This window comes from Ulvibacterium sp. (assembly GCF_028285715.1).
In the GTDB taxonomy this organism is placed as follows: Bacteria; Bacteroidota; Bacteroidia; order Flavobacteriales; family Flavobacteriaceae; genus Ulvibacterium.
The window spans coordinates 787,245-809,006 of sequence record NZ_JANQOO010000035.1; the positions used below are offsets into that span (position 1 = coordinate 787,245).

Genomic DNA, 21,762 nt, shown 5'->3' on the forward strand with positions numbered 1-21,762 from the left:
AGAAGCGTCATTCACTCTATGGACTTACACCCATTGAAACACATTACCGCTCTGGAACAAACAAAAGATCGTTATTCTGCGATGGCAGCGATATCACCACTATAGCGAATTTGAAATCGCTGGGAACTGTTTACGTTTATACTGCCCGTTAAATTCCGAAATAATTTCAGATTTACATTATAGTTTTCCATCTTATCATTTATTTCAAAACTTACATCATAACTATTATCTTTCCCATCTTTGGTTATTTCAAAATCCTTCGGAATCCCATTAAATTTTATGGCCGTATTGGTGTTATTATAACCTCCTCCCATTTGCCGCTCCCCATAATATGGCAAATAGGCGGAAACACTATCCCCAAGAACCCTCAAGTAATTGGGATTCCCTATAAGCGTAATACGGCTGCCAGCACTTCCTGGAGGGAAAAGTCCAGCATTGCCAATGCTGTTTATGCTATTGGTCATCATGGGCATGGCCCATTCAGAAACGATTTCAAAGGATTTTTGGTCCACCATCTCATCTAGTTTCTTGCTTTCTACGGTGGGCTCCATAGTTTTTGACGAGCTTCCACACGCCCATATCATAAGAAGAAAAAGACCAATTCCTATTTTAAGTTTCATGATTTATGTATTTGAAATGTTCTACTTAAGATACTAACAATCCGGGATATCCAATTCTAAAGTTTTCTTAAAATCTTTGAATATGATAGATGGGTAAATGGATTTTGGGTCAGCCTTTTCTAAAAAAATTAGGGCTCCTTACTTTCTGTTTGCTGGTATTGATGAAATAAACGCCGGTTAGCAGAACAACTGCGGCAATCATGGATTGAATCGTAATTCGTTCATCCAAAATATACCATCCCAAAATCAGTGCCACGATTGGATTTACATAGGTATTGGTAGCCACCTTCTCCGGAGAAACCACTTTGAGCAAATAATTAAAGGAAGTAAAGGCAATGATACTCCCAAATAGTATCAACAAAATCATGGCCAATTGAACCTGGGTTCCCCAATTCAATGGCGATGTCCAGGTTTCCCCAAAAACCAAGCTTATTACAGCCAATAGTAACCCCCCCGTAAACATCTGATATCCCGTGTTCACAAAGAAATTGGAAGGCAATTCCGCTTTGCCCACAAAAAGGCTGCCATAGGCCCAGGACAGCATCGCCGCGAAAATCATGCAAATACCCAAAAGGGAATGCTCCTTTTGAATGATAGTTTTTTGGCTTACCAACAAGTATATGCCGATGATGCCCAGAACAACCCCTACCAAGGACATGGGTTTAATTTTTTTCCCTTGAAGTAGCCACATCATCAATAAAATTACCAAAGGCTGTGCAGATATTTCCAGGGCAGCAAACCCACTATCCACATATTTTAAGGCCCAAACTACTGTTCCATTTCCGAAACTAAGAAACAGGAAACCGGCAATGGTCACGTTCTTTAGTTGCCTTTTGGTAATGCGCAAGGAGATACCCATGGATTTGGCTATGATAAATACCAGTATTCCCGCTAGGGTAAACCGTACGGAAGCAAGCATAAATGGCGGTAATTCCGCAACGGCCATTTTATTGAGCAAATAGGTGGAACCCCAAATGACATATATCGAAAAGAAGGACAAAAGGATTAGGGTAGTTTGTCTGGACTGGGCCATAAGAACACAGCTATAGTCTAATTCTGTACAATAGTACGGATTACTTTTCAATTACTACCGCTGTAAGGACCAAATGAGAATGGATTTCTATAATTTCCTAAGAGCCCGCAGGAAACTGTTAAAATAAGTAATTACTTAATATATTGTAGGAATATACATATAAAATTTTTATATTTATACTGTAAAGGCCTCATCCCCAAAGCCTCAAGATTGAAATAGCGGGGAACAAAATATTATATGTCATGAAAAAGTTGAGTTTAACAAATCTCAAAAATCAGGAAATGGAGGGATCCCAAATGAAGAAAGTCAAGGGAGGAGCCTGGTTCTGTTATCCTGAGTACTATTGTGGCGCCTATTATTGTGCCAATGTAAATCCAAGTGCATGTTGCTGTCCGTAAGATAGTTTAGAAGTTTAGATCGGTTAAAGTTCAAAGACTGCTGTTGCAGCTTTGAACTTTTTATATGATGGGGAAAAGTGTTTGATAATACAGGACTTGGGCCGTCACAAAATCCAATAATAGCTTGTCCAGTTCCTTTTCTTCATAATCCATAGCTCCAGCTACCGATTCCAAAAGCTCCCCGTACGTAAACACTTCCCCATAATCCTTTATATCCAGAAGTAATGCGTTTAATTGGGTTAAACATATTTCTTTTGGGGCTACATCTAGAATAGTTGGTATCATCAAGTAATACGTAGGTATGGCCTTGAGGTCTTCATTTTCGATATTGTTCCATAAAAAAGTGCTATGTACTAGATAATTGGTAAGTTCTGGATTGACCAGAAAAGAACTTTTCCGCTTTTTAGTATCCGATTGGGCACAAAAATCAATAGCTCTCCCTGCTTGGGATATAACATACTCATCCTGTATGGGCCGTTTGTTCACTATGTCATAACGTTGATTTTCTAAACTCCCGAAATCTTCAACAAAAGCCTTAACCCCCGGATTACTTTTGATGATTTCGGACAAGACCCCATATACATATTTTTGCTCGTGAATTGCATAAAACTTAGGTTGGTCCATCTCGTTTTCCATGATAAGTTCCTTTGCACTGACCCAATCCAAAAAATTCTTTCTTGTTTTCATGGCGCCGTTTTTTGGCAGTAATCCCTTAAACGTGTGTAATACTCTGGAAATTCCAACCTTAAACGGATTACAACCTGTTCTAAGTACTCGGAGGTTTTTTTGAGATGGCTTATCAAATGAACGTATCGGGATTTATGGGGAATATGATGAAAAGCAGCAAAATTGTAGGCTTTGTTGTCATTTGGTTTGGGGTAAAGTGATGCAAAAGTCAATTTTTGTGCATTTATCATATTACTCAAAAGAAATTGCTCATAGTATAGGTTGAACAACCCGGTATTGATATCATCCAACTTATCCTGATTATTATCAATAAGTTCAAAGGCCTTGGATGTGTACGCTTGGAACAAATCTAGGGCGCTCCCTCCCACTATGCCTACATTGACATATTTTATAGTATCTGAAAGCTTGGCTTCGAATTCGGTAGGAACGTTTTCAAAATGTTGATGTACATAAGGATGAATCTCCGAATATTGATGTTGGTTATTATCATAGCTCTGACAAAACAACGGACCCTCAAGTACCGGACCTAGTACTTTTCCAAACAGAAAAACGTCCCCATCAAGATGACAGAAAGGCTCTTTTTGTAACCTATAGGTATATAGCTTCCCCAGGGCCCATGCACCTTTATGATAATCTTTTAAATCGTTGAGCGCATTGGAAAAAGAATCATATGGCAATTTTAGGAAGTTTTTAAAAACTTCAATACCGCTATCGTCCGTAACCAGGTGAAGGTTGGAATAGTGTTTTTTTATGGAAAGGCAACTGTACGACCATGCACAATAAAATAAAAACGCATTTGGAAAGCCTCCGTGGTGCCTAAAATTCCAATTGTTTTTGAAGTCATCATCAAAAAAGGGTTTCGACCAAAAGGATTGGACAAACTTCATAACCGGTCCTGCTCAGAATCAACGGCCTCCAAAATGTCATCCAGAAAAGTGGCATCATAATAATGCGGTATAAGCTTGTTGCTAACGATCAAAATTGGTGTATAGAAAAGTTCATTCTTTTTACACCATTCCCTATGCTCCGCCAATACTTGATAATCCTCATCGGTAAATTCGGAGACATGTTCCGCTAAGAATTGGTCGGTGTTTCTATGTTGAAACCAGTCGTTCATCATTTCTAGGAATTTATCTTGCCCATACGTTCGGTAGCAATTGACCATGGTGGCCGCAACATCATTACGTTTTGAGGATGTTTCATCATAATGATTGAAGACTAATTTGAAGCTGTTTTCATCACCATTCCTATGATACAGGTCAAGAAACTTTTCGAATGCTTTCTTACAATATCCACATGAGGTAGAAAGTACCAAAACGATTATTGGAGAAACCTTTGGATTTCCGAAAATCAATTGTTCCGCCCCGGAAGTGGTGGCTAATTCCTTAGTGTCCATTAGTGCTCTATTTATAGTTTCCGGGGATCGTTTAAACTGAAGTAGCTCTATGTGTTTAAGACTTAACGTATAGTTCTGGGATTTGAGTTTTCTAAAATTATTGATAATCAAAAGTGCAATCGTAAAAAGAAGTCCCAATACCATTCCATCCTTTAATAGGAAGGCAACGCTATCTGAAATTGTTATTTTAAGGGGAAAAGACCGGGCAAGAATTAGTAGTGCCTGAGCAATGATGACACTACTTGATAGCAAACACAACCTACACCACGTTTTTAGGATGAAAGCCTGAATTACTAGTGTTGATACGACAAATAACAGGGCAACGAGATAAATTATAAGATGAGCATTGACAAAACCATCATTTAAAAGCAAAAGACCCATCGTTGATAATAGGAAAGCGAACAACAGATCGTTAAGCGAAAATGGGCCTATGTTATAATTTTGGGATTTAAGAATTTTGTTGCAACCGCTTTCCTCCTCCTGACCGCATATTTTCTTTCCAAAGTTTGAACTTCTATCTTGGGAGGTCTCAAAGATTTCATTGGAAATAAAAAGTCCTACCAGGCCTATCATAAAAAAAGCAAACGCATAAATATTGGGCCAAAGAATTAGGGCGAATAACAGGGCCAGCGGGATTACCGACCAGGTCAGCCATTTGCTCTTGGCTGTCGTGGTGTTCTTTTCCTGCTCAGCCAGCAGTATGATGCCGTTCCATTTCTTCCCAAATTCCTCCTTCGTTATACCTACCTTGCTTGAATTAAGATATACTTTACTCCCATTTTGCCGTACATGGGAGAAATAGGGCCCTTTTTCCGGATCCTCCAGGAAAGCCAAGAAGTTTTCGGGAAGCTCGCTGATTTGATTTTGGTCAATTTGTGCGGCTACGTTGTTTATATTAAGAAAGTTTAAAGTTTCAGAAACGGCATACAGCGAAGGTGTATGCGGGTGACTAAAAAGTTGAAGTTCCAATTCGTTATGCGAAACCTTTATTTTTTCTGCTTTGAAGTAGGAAACCAAAGCATGGAAAAGTGTTTTGTCCATGATTTCAATTTGTTAGAGTTCTGTTAAATAAATGCTTGCGACAAAATGGCCCTATTTTAAGGGCTATTGGGACTGTTGTACAGTAGGATAAAAATAATAAATATTATAAGATTTTACTCACAAAAAACGAAGAATATAAGTGAATAACAGGTTTCGCTTTTTTTGAAGAGAGACTAACGAAGGTTCAGGAAAAAGGAAGGGTATTTAGATCTAGCTTATTCTACTATTTTTGCCATTTGATTCTGGGAAGTCACTCCAATTGGCAATTCAACAATTCTTAGGTTTTTAAAATGAATTTCGGCACCTTCGGACTCCAAACATAGATATCCTTTTTTAATAGTGGATTTGCTAATGCCGTTTACAAATTTTCCGTTGACCGATAGTTTAATGGTTCCATCTACACAAACTACGGTATAGGAATTCCACTCCTCCTTACCTTTTGCCCTATTCTCTATGGATTTGCTGCGTTCCCCTCTGGGATTGTCCGGTATGGTCTTTACGCCTCCCACACCAAAGAGTTCCCCATGTACGTAGGCAATAGGCGGTTTTTTGCCGTTACGCGTATTCAGATTTACCCAATCCAGTTCCAACATCTGTACCTCTACCCCGCCTGGTAATCGGGATTTTGGATCAGGCAGGGCATCGCTCCAAACGAAGACGCCTGAGTTCCCACCGGGTTCCATATGGCGCCATTCTATCTGAAGAACAAAATTCTCGTATTGTTTTTCAGATCGCATAACTCCTATGGGTTTACCAGTGCAAATAAGTAAGTTATCCTCCGTTCTCCAAGTATCCTTATCCGTATTTACATTAATCCAGTTTAGGGAACTTTCCTTTGCTTTCGTATCGGTAAGGAGGACATCAAATTCTATTTCGGAACCAAATTGTATAGTACTTTCCTGGCCTTGGGTATGAGGTACGCAGATAAACGTGAGCAATAGGCCCAATAAAAAAGAAGGCTTCATTAACGTGTATTTAGTCGATTTAAAGAATCTTTGTTTTTCCTGGAACAGCAATTGATGGACTGGGCCATACCAAATCCCAATGGTATTCCTCTAATTTGGGACCTAGGGATTCATTAGAATTATAGGTTTGTTCCCATGAGATTTCCTTTCCGGTATACCCGGCGTTTCGTGCCCAAATGGCCAAAAGACTACTGTTTGCCATACGTTTACCATCGTTTATGGGTTTATCCTTGCGTATGGCCTCAAAAAGCTCATTGTGTTGTGTCTGGTACATATTATTCTCCTCCCCCTCAAAACGCCAAGTTCCGGGTGCATTAATTTGGTACTTTCTACCGGGTTGGATCATAGCGGTGCCCTGGGTACCGAATACCTCTATGGTATTCCGTGTAGCCGTGTCCGATTGCTGCCTCGTAAAATGGTATCCCTTAGCTCCATTGGCATATTCAAACTCTACGGCAAAATGGTCGTAGATATTGCCATAACGTTTGTCCGTCCTTACTTGCCTACCTCCTGTTCCAATGGCCTTTAAGGGCATTTCATCGCCCATGGCCCATGACATTAAATCTAGGCTATGAACAGCTTGCTCCACAATAAAATCACCGGATAACCAATTGTAATAGTACCAGTTACGCATATTATACATCATTTCGGTCCAATCTGGTTGCCGTTCCTTATACCACAGTTCACCCCCGAATCGGAAGGTGGTGACCGTTCTGATATCACCTATGGCCCCGTTTAGAATTTGGTCAAAGGCAGCCCTATTACCAAAACCGAAGCGATAGGTAAATCCCGAAACGATGGATAGGTTTTTTTCCTTGGCCTTTTCGGCAGCGGCAATCACTTCCCGTACGCCCGGTGCATCCACGGCTACCGGTTTTTCACAAAAAGCATGCTTGCCCGCAGCAATGGCGGCCGCTAAATGACCCGGCCTAAATGCCGGAGGTGTAGTCAGCAGTACCACATCTACACTGGAGTCGATTACTTTTTGATAGGCATCAAAACCGATAAACCTATTCGCTTTTTCCACTTTTACCTTATCCCCTACTACCTTCAGCAGTTCAGTATGGGAAGTTTCCAGACGATCTTCAAAAACATCGCCCATGGCATGAAGAACTACGTTTTCATCGGCCTGCAACGCCTGTGCAGCGGCTCCTGTACCACGTCCCCCACAACCAATAAGCCCCACTTTTAAGGTTTTTTCCTCAAATGACCCGATGGCCCCCAAAACATTAGAGGGATAGGTCAACGAACTTCCTACAACGGCCAATCCCGATGTTTTCAAAAAAGTTCTGCGCCCGGAAGTTGGGTCCGTTTTTTTTAATGTACCCTTCGTATTCTTGTACTCATCCATTATTCACTCAATTTATTGATTGGTGTCAGTTCAACTTTTCTAAATTCAACTTCAGAGCCTTCGGCCTGAAGTGCAATCCGACCTTTGCGTGCAGTGGCACCATAGCCATAATTGACCAAATCCCCATTGACCCAAACTTTTATCTTGTTTTCCAAACATTCTATCCGCATGGAGTTCCACTCTCCAACAGGGTTTTCGGAACCATTGGTAAGATTAAGTATCCGTCGCTTTTTTCCTTCCGTTATGCCCCATTCCTCCTTGGGTCCTCGCCGCGCAAGCATGTTGTCTACCTTTATATCCTCCACGATACACCAGAAATCCCCGGCATTCTCATGCATCATTTGAACTTCTATGGATTTTGGGAACATTTTGTACAGAGCTCGTGGCGTCGATGCAAAAACCAATACTCCACAATTCCCAGGTTCTGCGGCAAATCTGTACGCCACCTCCAGTCGAAAGTTTTCATATTCCGCATCGCTTATTAGATGACCTCCCGGGCTGCCAAGACTTACCAGCAGTCCATCCCGTATTACAAATGGGTTTTTTGCATCTGAGACGCTATCCATAACCGGAATATCAATGTGCCAACCCTCTAAATCCTTCCCGTTAAAAAGGGATATTGAATTTTGTGCGGCAATATGTTGCACACTCCATAAAATCCAGCAAATGATAAGAAGGTTTTTCATATCATTGGATTCAAAATGATTTTCTGTTGAAGATATTACTTTCTGGAAAATTTATTTCATTTTATATGTAATTTTCTTTACGAACCGGGTTATCCTAAAGAAATGAAGCTTAAAAAACGGCTTGTATTCTCCAAAATAAGAACTATTTTTAGTTGGCCACATGAAAAACCAAGACCAACAGCTTAAAAAATTTGGGACTTTTGGAGGGGTTTTCACCCCTACCCTGCTCACCATTTTAGGAGTAATTATGTACCTCAGAATGGGATGGGTAGTCGGGAACGCTGGACTATTGGGGGCATGGCTGATAATCTTGGTATCCTTTACCATTACATTGACCACCGCCTTGTCCATGTCAGCCATTACAACGAATATACGGATAGGTGCAGGAGGCGCCTATGCGATTATCTCACAGGCCCTGGGTTTGGAAGTCGGTGGTAGCCTGGGTATTCCAAGGTATATTTCCCAAGGGTTGGCGGTCACCATGTATATTTTTGGATTCCGGGAAGGTTGGTTGGGTATTTTCCCTGGACACAGTGCTTTCCTGGTGGATATCATTGTTTTTATGGTCTTGATTGCCATCGCCTACATCAGTGCCGATCTTGCCATAAAAACCCAATTTTTTATAATGTTGGTGATTGTTCTGTCATTGATTTCCATCGTAATAGCGGCCTATTATGGTTCCATGTATCTTTCAACGGAAGAGGCTATCCGTTGGGGAACTTTTAGAGGTTCGCCGGAAAATGGATTTTCTGGCAGTGATTTCTGGATCGTATTCGCAGTTTTCTTTCCGGCTTCTACTGGAATTATGGCCGGGGCCAACATGTCCGGAGAGCTTAAAAACCCAAAGAGAAGTATTCCTCTGGGTACCTTATGGGCCATAGGGGTAAGTTTTGTCATCTATATGGGCCTCGCATTTTGGTTGGCACGATCGGCATCGGAGGAGGAACTCATTTCCAATTATAATATTATTATCGAGAAGGCTTATGTAGGGCCTTTGGTCATTGCGGGAATATTAGGGGCCACTTTTTCTTCGGCTCTGGCCTCCATTGTTGGTTCGTCGCGTATTTTGTTTGCCATGGGTGAGCACCGTGTATTGCCATATGCCAAATTTTTAGCGGGCCAAAGTGCCAATGGGCAGCCTAGAAATGCCATGATCGTAACGGGTATTATGATTTTCGCCACCATGTTGTTGCGCGATTTAAATGCGGTAGCGCCTTTGGTTACCCTGTTTTTCTTGATTACTTACGCCATGATCAATATTGTGGTCATCATAGAACAGAACTTAGGATTGATCAGTTATCGTCCCATTTTCAAAATCCATAAATGGGTTCCATGGTTGGGACTGTCATCCTCGGTATTGGCCATGTTTATTATTAACCCTACCATAAGCCTTATATCCATTAGTATTGTCTTTGTTGTCTATTGGTTCTTATCGCGTCAGAATTTGGAAACACCATTTGAGGACATGCGTTCCGGACTGTTCGTCTCCTTTGCGGAATGGGCGGCCAAACATACCTGGGGCATGAAAAGTATGCAGCAACGGGCTTGGAAGCCTAATTTAATGGTTCCCATACGCGATGTTAAGGGTGCCAAAGGCAATTTTCAGTTCTTACGAAATATTGCCCGACCCAAGGGATCTATTAAACTTTTGGGCGTCGCACCTTTTACGGACAATAATCATTTCACGGATGAGATATCCCAATTGTCCGAAGCATTTTATAAAAAAGGAGTGTTCTCCTCCTGGACCGTAATCCATGCCAATGATTTTGCCCAAGGCGTAAACTATGGGAACCAAGCACTACGCGGTGCTTTTTTTAGGCCTAATATCGTTTTTTTGAATTTGCAGCAACATGACAACTATGAAACCGAGTTGCGACCGATAATCAAGGAATGTATTCGCTTGGAAGTAGGTGTGCTACTATTCCAGGCGCATCCCACGGCACTGCTGGGCCAACGTAATACGATCAATGTATGGGTCAGTGACCGCGAAGGAAATTGGAGCTTGGGTTGGGATATCGGAAATTTGGATCTTTCCACGCTCATAGCGTATAAATTAAAAAGAAATTGGCAGGCTCAAATCCGTTTAATAACCGTGGTCAAAGACCAAAATGAGTATAAAAATGCCAAGGAGTTTCTGAATTCCCTTATCAATTTGGCCCGGCTACCTGAGACACTGACCGAAATCCATGTTGGAAAGTTCAAGGACGTCGTGGGAAAAGCACCAAACGCCGACCTGAATATTTTCGGTATGCATGCCGATCTTCCTTTTGAGTTTGTAAAGGAAATGACCCAAAAAACCGAGAGCTCCTGTTTATTTGTAAAGGATTCCGGGCATGAGAGTATCTTGGCCTAAAACTTTTTCACTTGCCTTATGAACTCACCAATTGTTTCTGCACATTGGTCGGAACAGATTGAAACGACGAAAATACAGAGGTAAAAGTTGCCTTGCCCTGGGTTAGGGAACGTAAACTTGTTGAATACCCATAGAGCTCGGCTTCCGGCGCATTACATTTTAGGATTTGATAACGATCTTCACTGTCAATTCCCAATATGACGGCCCTTCGTGATTGTAAATCGGTCATGACATTGCCCACCATATCTTCGGGGACCTTAATGGTCAATTCACGAATAGGTTCCAACAACTTGGGTTTGGCATTCAAAAAAGCCTCTTTAAAGGCATGGGCCCCGGCAATTTTGAAAGAGATATCATTGGAATCTACCGAGTGCATCTTACCATCGTACACCATAACTCGGATATCCGTTACATAGCTTCCGGTCAATGGGCCGGATTCCATGGTCTCCTGTATCCCTTTTTTTATTGAAGGTAGGTACCTCAAATCGATAACTCCTCCCACAATACAATTGTAGAAGATCAGCTTGCCTCCCCATGGGAGCTCTTCCTCTTCCTTGCCCCGAATATTGAAACCTTGAGGCTCAGGCATTCCCTCGATATAAGGTTCTATCTTTAAATGCACTTGGGCAAATTGCCCGGCTCCACCAGATTGCTTTTTATGCCTGTAATTGGCTGTGGCAGCCCGTTGAATGGTTTCCCTGTAGGCTATTCTTGGCTTTTCAAACATGGCCTCCACATCATAAATGTTTTTTAAGGTCCAATCAATCGTAGCCAAATGCAATTCGCCCTGACATCCCAGTATCTGTTGTTTTAGCTCTCGGGAATAGGAGATTATCGCTGTTGGGTCTTGGCTATTGATTTTCCGCAAGGCATCCGTAAGTTTCTCCTCCTCGTTTCGCTTTACTGCAGAAACCGCCTTGCGTGTTCGGGATTCGGGATAGGCGATTGGCCGAATGGTGATAGGGTTTCCGACTTCATGTAATGTGTCGTTTGTCTCGGTATACTTTAACCGCAAAGTGGCCCCTATATCCCCTACAACCAGACGGGAGACGGGCTCCCGTTTTTTGCCATCCATGATAAAAAGTTGGTGAAGAACCTCCGTTTCCCCATTTCTTGCATTCATCAACTTTTCGTTGACGCTAATATTACCAGATTTAACCTTAAAAAAGGTAATCTGTCCCAAATTTGGTTGATAGACCGTCTTGAATACAAACAAAGAAGTAGGGGCTTCATTGGTTCGTTCCACGGCACGGCCTTCCAAGGTCTGTTCCGGTTTTAGGTCCGCCGCCGCCGGCGCCACATTGTCGATGAAGCCCATAAGGCGACCACTTCCCATATCCTCCAGTGCCGAAACACAGAAAACGGGAAACAACTCGTGATTTAGCATACCGGCTTTAATGCCCTGTCTCATTTCATCTTCGTTCAAGGTGCCTTTTTCAAAAAACAGTTCCATCAATTCTTCATCATTTTCAGCTGCCTTCTCCACCAATTCATTGTGCAGTTGATCGGCCAACTCTTTTTGATCTTCCGGAATAGGATGTTTTTCCGGCTTGCCGCCACCTTCAGGAAACTTGTACAGCTTCATTTTTAACACATCGATTATGCACTGGGCCCCATCTATCCTGAGAGGATATTGAATCTTTATGGCATTTTTACCCACCAATTCGACCACACTCCTAAAACTATCTTCAAAATCAATACCCGCATGATCTATTTGGTTTATGACAAAGACCGTGGGCTTATGATAATCCGAGATGTAGTTCCATATAATCTCAGTTCCAATTTCTACACCATGTTGTCCATTCAATACCGTGACAATGGTATCAGCCACACGAATGGAAGAAATAATTTCACCAATAAAATCATCCAGCCCGGGGGTATCTATGATGTTTATCTTGTAGTTGCGCCATTCTGTATGTAAAGGTGTTGCAAAGACCGAAGTTCCTCTTTCGTGTTCTATTTCATGATGATCGGATACTGTATTTCGATTTTCAACGGTACCTCGCCGGTTAATTAGTCCGGCCTCAAAAAGCATGGTCTCCGCCAAGGTAGTCTTTCCACTTTGGTGGGCCCCAACCAGTACTATGTTCTTAATGTGCTTGTCGTCGTATACCTTCATATCGGATGGTTTATGGGTTTAATTGATAAAACTAAAAATGTATGGATATGGAAAACATGACTTTTGTTAGCTTTCAACTTGTAGCCCTTTTGAGCTTAAAAACATATGGCCTCGCCCAAAGCCCTGGAAATGCCACCAGTATCCACATGGGTCAATCCTTATCTTCCTTCCAATCCCTAAAACATAGATTTTCCTCGGTATGGAAGTTCTTTGCTTACATGGAAAAGCACTTGGGCATAGTTTTCCATTTTACGGTACCAATCCATAGTATGGCCACCATCGAATCTATTTTTTTGGGGTAATCTTAGTATCGTTTCTTCTCCTTGGACGGCACTTAGCGTGTAAAGCTTTTCCCATTTTAGGGTGCTTATTGGATTCCCTAACCCATGGTTTGGCATATCTGTCGCATAGATTCCACCTGTCTTTCCTGCGGCATGGCATAAATAATCCGCCTAAACATTAAGTGAGCAACACTACAAACCACAGGAAACAGGATTATGATATACCTCTAATATACCAAATACAGTGCAAAAAGTCATCTAAAATTTACTTTATTCGACGCCGTTTGTCGATTAAATAGGCAATATAGGAGTATGGAACTGTCCTTGGCAGGTTATTTTTGTAGTTTTATTCGTTGCACTTAGTGTTGCAAAATTGAAAAAATTGATTGTTTTGATGAGAAACCACATAACGATATTGTTAGTTTTTTTATGTGTACTATACTCATGTTCCAATGACAATATTGAGCCCTTTGATCCAAATCCGGAACCTGATACTACAGAAAATCCGACGCCGACTCCCAATCCTACACCTGAACCGGTGCTAGAGGTTAATGCGATTCCTGTCCAAACCCAAAGGAATGGCGATGCCAGCATAGGTTATCAATATCTTATCTCCGGTGATTATATGAGTTCTGGAATTCCATATGATGCCTTTCTTACGGGTTTTGGGGAAAACAATGCAAACCTTTTGGGAAGAGCCGGTGATAATGCGGTTATTCCCCCTGATTATACTGCGGTCACCGCTCCAAATGGCGTGCGTATTGTTGGTCCCAATTGTATGCAATGCCATGCGGCAAGGATTAACAATGAGTTCATCATTGGTCTGGGCAGTCATGATACCGATTTTACAATTGATAGAAGTGACGACATCACCCTTTTGAATTCTGCCATTTCGTTCTTGTACGGAGGACAGACGAGTGATGAGTGGGCCGCATATGATCAATTTAGAAAAAGTATCGTTGCCATTGGACCGAAGACTAAGACCGAAACACGAGGTGTTAATCCGGCTGATAAGATTACCCAGGTATTGATTGCCCATAGGGATAAAAACACTTTGGAATGGTCCGATGAACCTTATGTGGAAATTGACAATGCGGTTATTCCGACGGATGTACCCGCTTGGTGGTTGCTCAAAAAGAAGAATGCCATGTTTTACCATGGTATTGGACGTGGAGATTTTTGTAAGTCCTTTATCGGTTCAAGCTTGTTGACCTTGACGGATAAGGCTAAAGCCGAAGAAGTTGACGGGAGGGTGGTTGATGTCTTGGCCTATATCTATAGTTTGGAACCGCCGGAATATCCTTTTGCCATAGATGCCACTTTTGCCGAAGAGGGAAAGGTTATTTTTGAGAATAAGTGCTCCAGTTGTCATGGAAATTATGGGAGCAACCCTACCTATCCCAATTATATGGTTTCGTTAAATTCCGTAGGGACCGATCCGGAACTTTCTAATCATTATAGCTTATCTTCCCCAACAAATGATTATTTTATGGACTGGTTCAATACGGGATGGTTCGGAACAAGCCCGAATCCTCTGGAAATTATTTCCGCAGGCGGGTATATTGCTCCACCACTGGATGGAATCTGGGCCACGGCGCCGTATTTTCATAATGGGTCGGTACCCACTTTAGAAGACGTGCTGAATAGTTCGAACAGACCAAAATATTGGAGCAGGTCATATGATAATACCGATTATAATCAATTAAAAGTCGGATGGAACTACACAACTGAAAGTTCCAAAGTGGATAAAAATACCTATGATACTACATTAACTGGATATGGTAATCAAGGACATATTTTTGGAGACGAACTTACCGATATCGATAGAGCGGCGCTCCTGGAATATTTAAAAACATTGTAAGGCCAAGATGAAAAGATCACCGTACTTCTTAATTTGTTTGTTTGTCCTTTTTAAGGCTTACGCACAAGAACAACAAATAAAAATTGTAGTTGAGGAAATACCTAATCGTCTTGCTTTTTATGCGGTTAACGAAAACGATCAAGCTTTTGATGTTAAACTGACGATTTCGGGAACCAATTTCAGACAAAGTCGGGCCACTCCTAGATTTACCAGGGTACCTGCCATATCCAAAGTGCATATGAAGACCATTATCCTAATGCGTGGCAAAAAACCTAACTATACGTACGATTTGGAAGTAAACGATAGCCTTTCCAAAAGGGCCTTACGGAAATCTGCAGAAAAAATAAAAATTAAGCCCAAAAAACAGATTGTGGTATACGTTCCCAAAAGCTGTCTCAATTGTGATAGCTTGATCAATCCGTTAAACGAGGGACCTTACAAGTTTACTTTTTATGAGTTAGGAGAACAACCGGAAATTGCCGAACAGTTGAATCGGTCTCTTGCCAATAGCATTGTCCTGGATTCCTTGGAAACCCCAATCGTTAACTTGGGAGGTAGACTCTATACCAAAATCGAGACTTACGACGAGCTTATTGAAGCACTGGAAGAAGAATAGATCTCTACTTGGATTTCCTCATCATTTAATTCTATATATTTTTATTTTATCCCGTTCTTCTTTTAGGAACCTTTATTTTTTCTTGCTGTATAAAACTATTTACCAAGTCATTGATCTTCATTACTTTAAATAGTTTTTGTTATTGAAATAATCCTAAGGAAATGTTAATTTTACATAAAATGGTACCTTTTATAACATAGTACTGTAACAAAATATATTTTAGATCGTCTATTAGTTGTAAGTCAATCTAAAAGCAATCATCCAATGAAAAGGTTACATCAACATTTAGTACGGCCCAAGATATATTTCACAGTAGGATTCGGTTGGAATACCGACCGGTTATATCATCAAAAAAATAGAAAGGAAACAACAAAATCAAAAAACTAAACATTATGAAAGCATCAATAAGTAGAACGGTAACCGAATCCAAAACCTATAATTATTTTTCTTCCTTCAGGAACAGTAAAAGAGTAAAATGGGCGGAGAACAGAAACTTTACGCGATAAAGCGATTAAACAACATTACATTCATCATCTAAAAACGAGAAATCATGAGAGCTTCATTTATCATAGAAAAGCCAACGGAATCCAGAAAAAATTCATTCTTTTCGACTTTCAAGGATAGCAAACGCGTACGTTGGGTGGCTTACCGGCATCACACCCATTAAGGGAACACCAACGTAATGGCACAAAGGCGCACTTAAGATGCGCCTTTTCACTTTATTCCTCTTTTTTTCGCGTAAAAGGAACAAAGCGCACAGCCATTAAATCCTTACGTTTTATTTTTCCTTTCTTTTTAGTTAGTAGAACTAATTGACGTATCCCTCGGTGAGGGCCCAACGGAATAACCATTCTACCTCCTTCCTTCAATTGCTCAATTAATTTGGGCGGAACTTGTTCCGCGCCGGCGGTGACCATGATGGCATCAAAAGGAGCCTCCTTGGGCCAACCGTGATAGCCATCCCCTATTTTTACCCGAATGGTAGTGTAATGTAGGTTTTTTAATCTTTCCTCAGCGAGACGACCTAGCTTTTGAACAATTTCAATGGTGTACACGGAGTCTACAATTTCTGCCAGCACTGCGGCCTGATAGCCCGAACCGGTGCCGATTTCCAGCACCTTATGATATGGCTGAAGCTGAAGTATCTGGGTCATATACGCAACAATGTAGGGTTGGGAAATGGTCTGTCCCTCACCTATGGGTAATGGTCCATCCGTATAGGCCAATTCCCAGAGGTTTTTAGGAACAAATTGGTGTCTTGGCACGCTCAACATGGCCTCCAATGTTGCCGCATCAGAAATGTCCCTATTCCTCAATTGTGTATTGACCATGTTTTCCCTTCGGGCCTCAAAATCAATTTGCCCCATACCCGTTCCCATAGAGAACAAAAATGCGTACACAAAAATTACACGATACATTTTAGCACAGATGCTATTTATCTCCTTGAAGTTATTTTAAAACGGCGAGAAAAAAAAGAAACCCGAAACTAAAACAAGGGTAAAAAGACTATTCCAGCGAATCTTCGTCCAATTCCCGTATTTGGCCATAATACGTAATACTGTTCCGATGTATGCTCTTTACCACTACGGTAGCCGATCTTGACTTAGTTATGAACAATGTAAAATTGAACCGCTCATCAGAATTCCCGGTGTTAAAGGTAACAATAATACTCTTGCCACTTCTTTTTCTTTTTACCCTGTAATCCCTGATTGCAGAATCAAATTCAATGGCCCCTCCTTCACCATAACCAATTCCCAATCGCATTTCCCCAAAGTAGGGAAGGAACCCCAAGGCACTATCCTTTTGGATTCTTACATAATTATCTATGGCAACAATACTGATGCTAGGTCGACCCAAAGGTGATGCCCGAGTGGCCTCGAAAACAAAATGTTTTGAATCTAATAAACTTTTAACCAGGTCAAGACTATTTTGCGGTTGTTTTTGGGCAAAAATAACGTCGCATCCTATATGGAAGACCAGTATGAGCAAAACTTTCATTTTCATTCCTCTTCTATTGGATTTTAAAATCCACACGAATCGTTCCAAACTTTGGTCGTCCTGTGCTTTTTAAAGGTATTATCTTTTCAATTAAAACAAAATGCCCTGGCCTAATAGAACCAGGGCATTGATGCGTTCTTTAGAATCTCTATTTAATCCTTCAAGGAAATATCCTCTTTCGTTCCATCAGGATAGGTAACTATTGCTTTGTCATCACAGGTTCCGTCACCGAAATCTACGGATACGGCCAAACCATTTTTATCCACGGTCATAGTACCCTTGTTCAAATACCCACATCCAAGGTTTCCTTCCAATGTAGTCCCTACGGCCACTTTGTATGTATTTCCATCCAACAAAAGCGTCCAGTTCCCGGAGATGGTGAATATACTTTCGGCCAAACTCTGGTCAAAAACGAATCCCAATGTTTTGGTTCCATTTTCAGCTATGACCGAATCATCCGCCAAAGTAACGGTCATGTCACTGGTAACTGAAAAAGTAATACTGTTGCCTTCCGAATTTCCTCCCACGGTAAAACTCCTCGTCCCGTTCAATTTTATGTCTCCTACGTAAAAATCGGTGTACGTGGCAGTAAATGAAGCCGATTCATTTTCGGTGGCGTAAACTACGTTCAATGTCCCATTAACGTTTTCTGTGCCATTAAGCACACAATTGTTAAAAGTTACATTGAAACCTGTTTCATTATATGAAGCGGAATAGCACTCTTCATTCTTGGCGGATTTGGCGGTATTGCCCATGTAGAGTTCGGAAATTACGCTATCCGCGACACCGGACACACCATCGGTTTCCAAAATTGTCTTTACTTCTGCCTCCGTAAATTCAAAATCTTGATTATTGTCGTCCGAATCGTTACTACAGCTTAGTGCAAATAAAGCTACGGCACATAATAAGGCGAAACGGTTGCTCAGATTCATCAACTTGTTCATTTAAAAAGATTTAGGGTTACAACACCTAAAACGTAATTGAAAGCTATTTAGTATGTATTTAAGCTTTGCCCATGAAACGCGAGGACCTGATCAAGCAAAGAAAATCACCTTTTCAAGGCGAAATACCCCTTAAGAGAGGGTCCATTGGTAAGCTTCACGGAATACCAATAGGAGTCGGAAGGTAGATTCCGGCCATTGAAGGTTCCATCCCATCCCTGGTCCGGGGCAAGTTGTTTTATTAGTTTACCAAAACGATTGAAAACTGAAATATTTTGAATGGAAATATCTTGTGAAGAACTTACCGACCAAGTGTCATTAAACCCATCATTATTTGGTGTGAAGAACCGGGGAATCAATTCATTGACCGTTTCGGGATCTGGTCCGGTAGTTGTAAAGGAATCTATACTACAAGTTTCCGCTTCCAGATTTCCCACGTAGGGGACTATGAGAACATATACAGTAGTCCCTAACGGCAATTCTTCTGAAAATGTAAAAGAGGTGGTGTTCCCCACATCTAAGGCATTAACAATATCCGTTCCGCGCGGAGTCGTACCTACGGACAATGTATAACCGTCTACCCCATTTACCGCTCCCCACTCCAAGCCCGTATCCGTAGCAACCGTATTGGATCCGTTGGTAGGAACGGTTAATTGGGTACAATCCGGCAATGGCGGGCCATCGCCCGTAGTAAATGAAATAGGCTGACATCCCATGGCGGCCCCTCCTTCGTTGTAGGGGATTATGGTTACAAAATATTGGGTCCTCGGTTTAAAATCAGGGGGTTTGGCATTGGTCCCATTTCCTACGTCCACTTCATCCCATATCAAGATTCCATTCGGATCGCGCTCATAGACTGTCATACGATAACCGGAAGCAGTAAACTCCCTTATCCACGTAATATTGGCAGTAACGGATACCAACACATCACCATCTGTTGGATTAATGATTTCCGTACACAAAGGTGGATCCACCTGCCTGGTAGTGAAACTTACCGTGGCACAACTTCCATTGAGCCCTTGGTCGTTATAGGGTATTATGGCTACATAAATATCCTGAAAAGGGGGTAGATTGTTATCCAAACCGTAAGCCGTAACGTTACCAACATTAAGGTTGTCTATAATATCCCTGCCACCGAGGGAAGTTCCCGCCAAAATTACATAACCAGTAGCTGTTGGGGATGCATCCCACTCCAAGTCCGTAAACACGGAAACATCCATCTCGCCTGGTGCCGGAAAAGTCAACTGGGTGCAAGTAGGTACTTGGCCAATTGCTATATGACAAAAAAATAGGCAGACCGTAGATGCCCAAAGCAATGGGTGGTAACCCTTTCCGGATATTTTCATAGCGCTTTTCGTAAAGGTCGTAAAGCCAACGTCCAAGTAAGTACGTATAACCCTTTGGCCATAGAAACTTATCAATTAACCATCAAATAGTCTTTTCGACCCTAACCTTAAATATAGCGAAAAAAAAGGAGTTTCCTTAAAATGAGACGACCTACGGTCTTTTTATAGGCTGTTAATCTCTATTTTCTTTAACTCATGTCCGATTTTTAATCGACTTTGATACGGGTAGTCTCTTTCATTTTGACGCATCAGGGCGGGATAATTGATACCAAAACCTGGAAAAAGGCGTTAAATCGTATACGATTTATTATATTTGAAGTGACATGGAAAGGCAAATTGTTAGGGATTCGGTAAAGGAATATCTTCTTAAAAAAATGCGGGAAGGGCGGTTGCAAATAGGTAAAACCATCAACCTAGCGGCAGTAGCACGGGAACTTCAGGTAAGCGTAACCCCAATTCGCGAGGCTCTTTCCCAGTTACAACAAGCACAAATTATCAAGGCAATCCCCAATAGGGGTTTTGTAATAGCCCAATTGAATCGGGAAGAAGCCAAGGATCTGTACGAATTAGTGGCCAATTTAGAGGAGATGGCACTTGAAAACTCGGTTTTTGATGAAAAGGCTATATTAGGCTTGAAACGACAACAGCGGGTCCTCGATGGGGCTACCGATCCTTTATCCCGAATAAATGCCGATTTGGAATTCCATCGGTTATTGACCAAGAATTATCCAAATGCCCTTACGAGGAATATTCTTAATGATTTAAGGACCCGGGTATTTTTTTATGAAAAGGCATTGATGTCCGACGACTCCTATTATTCCAAGGCGGACAACCAGCACGAATCCATCATATCGGCTATTGAGGAGAACAATGTACCTACCGCCGCACTCTTGCTTAAAATGAATTGGATGTTGATCTTGAACTACATTCAAAAACGCTTATTGGCGGCATAGCTACACGTGCACTCTTGTATTTGGACTTCCCTATTACTTAAAATGATGTTTCACTGAAGATTATAGACCTTACCTAAGGAGTCAATAGATTTCCATGGGCCGAAAATCTCGAATATGACAATTTCACAAAGTTTTTATAAATCATGAAAACGCGCGTAAACAACTGCCTAACTTTACATGGAAAACATGTAGATATAATTAGTACTAAAACAATAGCACATACTAAGTGTACGTTATACAATAAATAGAAAAAACAATGGGCTACTTATCCCCCCAAATCGAAATCCTGGCGAAAAAAAAGAAACAGGAAAAAAAATCCTTGATCAAAAAAGAAATCTCATGCGGTATTTTTCAGGATTATGGAGATTTGAAAAACGCTTCAAAAGATAGCAAGGAATAGAAAGTTGGAAAAGCGTGATGCTTAGTCGTATACTTCAAAAACATGTTGACCTGTTACCGCCCTACCGTCCTTGGTAATTCCCTCTACCTTTATAACAAAACTCCCGTTCGCATCACCGGTATAAAATTGTATGGGCGGTCGCCGGCTGTCCTCTATGCCGATGTCCGGATTCCAAAACAAAGTGGTCCTGTAATCCAAGCGTTCGTGTTCTGGTCTAACAAAGCCGTAATCCGGTGAAAAAAATTCACGGGCCATGTAGAATCCCGGGATTATCCCCTCCGGAGATTTTGGCATATTGGTCAGTACACTTCCCTTGGACAATCGGGATTTTGTTGCGATGACGATAACCCCATTGAATCCCCTAAGCCCATATACCGAAGCTTCGATGCCCCGTAAAACGTCGACGAACAAAATTTCGGAGGCATCCATATATTGTATGTAGTCCAAATTCACTTCACCGCCATCGACGAAAAATAGGGGCGTAGTATCGGTCGCGACAAACGAATCATATCCTCTTAAACCTCTTATTGTAACAGTTTGCTCAGGTTTGTTTCCACTTATGGTAACACCAGGGGCCCGCCCTATCAGATCTATGGCACTCATCCCGGCCGTATTTTGGGAATCCGGCATAAGTCTGATCGTTGCGTTTCCGTGAAGTGTCTCGGACTCTATTTCCTCAATCCTCTGCTCAATCCTTGTTTTCTTTGGGGCACTTAC

At 41.5% G+C, this 21,762-nt stretch carries 21 protein-coding genes; 7 read left to right on the forward strand and 14 right to left on the reverse strand.

Features of this window, described 5'->3' with window-relative positions; translation table 11 throughout:
• Positions 1-71: 71 nt before the first annotated feature.
• Entirely contained in the window at positions 72-620 is a 549-nt protein-coding gene (locus tag Q0993_RS21380; RefSeq protein WP_299537325.1) for a DUF4251 domain-containing protein, read from the reverse strand.
• A gap of 109 nt (positions 621-729) precedes the next feature.
• Complete coding sequence (locus tag Q0993_RS21385) at positions 730-1,653, reverse strand: EamA family transporter (protein WP_299537327.1); 924 nt, start codon at positions 1,651-1,653, stop codon at positions 730-732.
• Between the two features lie 242 nt (positions 1,654-1,895).
• On the opposite strand from Q0993_RS21385, the gene Q0993_RS21390 reads away from it, so the two are divergent.
• Positions 1,896-2,051, forward strand: coding sequence for a hypothetical protein (locus tag Q0993_RS21390; protein WP_299537329.1), 156 nt, complete (start codon positions 1,896-1,898; stop codon positions 2,049-2,051).
• Positions 2,052-2,111: 60 nt separating this feature from the next.
• Here the strand turns inward: Q0993_RS21390 and Q0993_RS21395 are convergent, their stop codons facing one another.
• From Q0993_RS21395 to Q0993_RS21420, 6 genes are all read right to left on the reverse strand, one after another.
• Positions 2,112-2,738 carry a hypothetical protein gene (locus Q0993_RS21395; RefSeq protein WP_299537332.1) on the reverse strand — a complete coding sequence of 209 codons (627 nt, stop codon included), beginning with the start codon at positions 2,736-2,738 and terminating at the stop codon, positions 2,112-2,114.
• Positions 2,735-3,625 (reverse strand): DUF6734 family protein, encoded by an 891-nt coding sequence (locus Q0993_RS21400; protein ID WP_299537334.1) that lies wholly within the window; start codon positions 3,623-3,625, stop codon positions 2,735-2,737. Before Q0993_RS21400 ends, Q0993_RS21395 begins: the two co-directional genes overlap by 4 nt.
• Positions 3,622-5,175 carry a vitamin K epoxide reductase family protein gene (locus tag Q0993_RS21405; protein ID WP_299537336.1) on the reverse strand — a complete coding sequence of 518 codons (1,554 nt, stop codon included), beginning with the start codon at positions 5,173-5,175 and terminating at the stop codon, positions 3,622-3,624. Before Q0993_RS21405 ends, Q0993_RS21400 begins: the two co-directional genes overlap by 4 nt.
• A gap of 215 nt (positions 5,176-5,390) precedes the next feature.
• Entirely contained in the window at positions 5,391-6,140 is a 750-nt protein-coding gene (locus Q0993_RS21410) for a DUF1080 domain-containing protein (RefSeq protein ID WP_299537338.1), read from the reverse strand.
• A 19-nt stretch (positions 6,141-6,159) separates the two neighbouring features.
• Positions 6,160-7,491: a Gfo/Idh/MocA family oxidoreductase gene (locus Q0993_RS21415; protein WP_299537341.1), complete on the reverse strand. Its 1,332-nt coding sequence runs from the start codon at positions 7,489-7,491 to the stop codon at positions 6,160-6,162.
• Positions 7,491-8,177: a DUF1080 domain-containing protein gene (locus Q0993_RS21420; protein ID WP_299537344.1), complete on the reverse strand. Its 687-nt coding sequence runs from the start codon at positions 8,175-8,177 to the stop codon at positions 7,491-7,493. The genes Q0993_RS21415 and Q0993_RS21420 overlap by 1 nt, the downstream gene beginning before the upstream one ends.
• Positions 8,178-8,337: 160 nt before the next feature.
• On the opposite strand from Q0993_RS21420, the gene Q0993_RS21425 reads away from it, so the two are divergent.
• The gene (locus tag Q0993_RS21425) at positions 8,338-10,530 is read left to right on the forward strand and encodes an amino acid permease (protein WP_299537346.1); all 2,193 of its coding nucleotides are present in this window, start codon (positions 8,338-8,340) and stop codon (positions 10,528-10,530) included.
• A gap of 16 nt (positions 10,531-10,546) precedes the next feature.
• Here the strand turns inward: Q0993_RS21425 and Q0993_RS21430 are convergent, their stop codons facing one another.
• Positions 10,547-12,649, reverse strand: a complete 2,103-nt coding sequence (locus tag Q0993_RS21430; protein ID WP_299537348.1) for a translation factor GTPase family protein — start codon at positions 12,647-12,649, stop codon at positions 10,547-10,549.
• A 47-nt stretch (positions 12,650-12,696) separates the two neighbouring features.
• Here Q0993_RS21430 and Q0993_RS21435 point away from each other — a divergent pair, with 47 nt between their 5' ends.
• From Q0993_RS21435 to Q0993_RS21445, 3 genes are all read left to right on the forward strand, one after another.
• The gene (locus tag Q0993_RS21435) at positions 12,697-12,951 is read left to right on the forward strand and encodes a hypothetical protein (RefSeq protein WP_299537350.1); all 255 of its coding nucleotides are present in this window, start codon (positions 12,697-12,699) and stop codon (positions 12,949-12,951) included.
• Positions 12,952-13,324: 373 nt separating this feature from the next.
• Positions 13,325-14,791, forward strand: a complete 1,467-nt coding sequence (locus Q0993_RS21440) for a c-type cytochrome (protein WP_299537352.1) — start codon at positions 13,325-13,327, stop codon at positions 14,789-14,791.
• A 7-nt stretch (positions 14,792-14,798) separates the two neighbouring features.
• Positions 14,799-15,407 carry a hypothetical protein gene (locus Q0993_RS21445; protein ID WP_299537355.1) on the forward strand — a complete coding sequence of 203 codons (609 nt, stop codon included), beginning with the start codon at positions 14,799-14,801 and terminating at the stop codon, positions 15,405-15,407.
• A gap of 719 nt (positions 15,408-16,126) precedes the next feature.
• On the opposite strand, the gene Q0993_RS21450 is transcribed toward Q0993_RS21445, so the two are convergent.
• The 4 genes from Q0993_RS21450 to Q0993_RS21465 all read right to left on the reverse strand — a co-directional run bounded on the left by Q0993_RS21450 (position 16,127) and on the right by Q0993_RS21465 (position 19,692).
• Positions 16,127-16,825, reverse strand: coding sequence for a protein-L-isoaspartate(D-aspartate) O-methyltransferase (locus Q0993_RS21450; RefSeq protein WP_299537357.1), 699 nt, complete (start codon positions 16,823-16,825; stop codon positions 16,127-16,129).
• A gap of 88 nt (positions 16,826-16,913) precedes the next feature.
• On the reverse strand, positions 16,914-17,411 hold the full coding sequence (locus tag Q0993_RS21455; protein WP_299537359.1) for a DUF4251 domain-containing protein: 498 nt from the start codon (positions 17,409-17,411) through the stop codon (positions 16,914-16,916).
• Between the two features lie 146 nt (positions 17,412-17,557).
• Positions 17,558-18,349, reverse strand: coding sequence for a hypothetical protein (locus Q0993_RS21460; RefSeq protein WP_299537361.1), 792 nt, complete (start codon positions 18,347-18,349; stop codon positions 17,558-17,560).
• A gap of 104 nt (positions 18,350-18,453) precedes the next feature.
• On the reverse strand, positions 18,454-19,692 hold the full coding sequence (locus Q0993_RS21465; RefSeq protein ID WP_299537364.1) for a T9SS type B sorting domain-containing protein: 1,239 nt from the start codon (positions 19,690-19,692) through the stop codon (positions 18,454-18,456).
• A gap of 323 nt (positions 19,693-20,015) precedes the next feature.
• Here Q0993_RS21465 and Q0993_RS21470 point away from each other — a divergent pair, with 323 nt between their 5' ends.
• Positions 20,016-20,645: a GntR family transcriptional regulator gene (locus Q0993_RS21470; protein ID WP_299537366.1), complete on the forward strand. Its 630-nt coding sequence runs from the start codon at positions 20,016-20,018 to the stop codon at positions 20,643-20,645.
• A gap of 256 nt (positions 20,646-20,901) precedes the next feature.
• The gene (locus Q0993_RS21475) at positions 20,902-21,045 is read left to right on the forward strand and encodes a hypothetical protein (protein ID WP_299537368.1); all 144 of its coding nucleotides are present in this window, start codon (positions 20,902-20,904) and stop codon (positions 21,043-21,045) included.
• A gap of 21 nt (positions 21,046-21,066) precedes the next feature.
• Here the strand turns inward: Q0993_RS21475 and Q0993_RS21480 are convergent.
• The coding region (locus Q0993_RS21480) for a TonB-dependent receptor plug domain-containing protein (RefSeq protein ID WP_299537370.1) at positions 21,067-21,762 on the reverse strand (696 nt) is incomplete at its 5' end.

Coding starts and splice junctions, on each gene's coding strand:
- Q0993_RS21380 (WP_299537325.1), bottom strand. CDS start 620: ATGAAACTTAAAATAGGAATTGGTCTTTTTCTTCTTATGATATGGGCG.
- Q0993_RS21385 (WP_299537327.1), bottom strand. CDS start 1,653: ATGGCCCAGTCCAGACAAACTACCCTAATCCTTTTGTCCTTCTTTTCG.
- Q0993_RS21390 (WP_299537329.1), top strand. CDS start 1,896: ATGAAAAAGTTGAGTTTAACAAATCTCAAAAATCAGGAAATGGAGGGA.
- Q0993_RS21395 (WP_299537332.1), bottom strand. CDS start 2,738: ATGAAAACAAGAAAGAATTTTTTGGATTGGGTCAGTGCAAAGGAACTT.
- Q0993_RS21400 (WP_299537334.1), bottom strand. CDS start 3,625: ATGAAGTTTGTCCAATCCTTTTGGTCGAAACCCTTTTTTGATGATGAC.
- Q0993_RS21405 (WP_299537336.1), bottom strand. CDS start 5,175: ATGGACAAAACACTTTTCCATGCTTTGGTTTCCTACTTCAAAGCAGAA.
- Q0993_RS21410 (WP_299537338.1), bottom strand. CDS start 6,140: ATGAAGCCTTCTTTTTTATTGGGCCTATTGCTCACGTTTATCTGCGTA.
- Q0993_RS21415 (WP_299537341.1), bottom strand. CDS start 7,491: ATGGATGAGTACAAGAATACGAAGGGTACATTAAAAAAAACGGACCCA.
- Q0993_RS21420 (WP_299537344.1), bottom strand. CDS start 8,177: ATGAAAAACCTTCTTATCATTTGCTGGATTTTATGGAGTGTGCAACAT.
- Q0993_RS21425 (WP_299537346.1), top strand. CDS start 8,338: ATGAAAAACCAAGACCAACAGCTTAAAAAATTTGGGACTTTTGGAGGG.
- Q0993_RS21430 (WP_299537348.1), bottom strand. CDS start 12,649: ATGAAGGTATACGACGACAAGCACATTAAGAACATAGTACTGGTTGGG.
- Q0993_RS21435 (WP_299537350.1), top strand. CDS start 12,697: ATGGAAAACATGACTTTTGTTAGCTTTCAACTTGTAGCCCTTTTGAGC.
- Q0993_RS21440 (WP_299537352.1), top strand. CDS start 13,325: ATGAGAAACCACATAACGATATTGTTAGTTTTTTTATGTGTACTATAC.
- Q0993_RS21445 (WP_299537355.1), top strand. CDS start 14,799: ATGAAAAGATCACCGTACTTCTTAATTTGTTTGTTTGTCCTTTTTAAG.
- Q0993_RS21450 (WP_299537357.1), bottom strand. CDS start 16,825: ATGTATCGTGTAATTTTTGTGTACGCATTTTTGTTCTCTATGGGAACG.
- Q0993_RS21455 (WP_299537359.1), bottom strand. CDS start 17,411: ATGAAAATGAAAGTTTTGCTCATACTGGTCTTCCATATAGGATGCGAC.
- Q0993_RS21460 (WP_299537361.1), bottom strand. CDS start 18,349: ATGAACAAGTTGATGAATCTGAGCAACCGTTTCGCCTTATTATGTGCC.
- Q0993_RS21465 (WP_299537364.1), bottom strand. CDS start 19,692: ATGAAAATATCCGGAAAGGGTTACCACCCATTGCTTTGGGCATCTACG.
- Q0993_RS21470 (WP_299537366.1), top strand. CDS start 20,016: ATGGAAAGGCAAATTGTTAGGGATTCGGTAAAGGAATATCTTCTTAAA.
- Q0993_RS21475 (WP_299537368.1), top strand. CDS start 20,902: ATGGGCTACTTATCCCCCCAAATCGAAATCCTGGCGAAAAAAAAGAAA.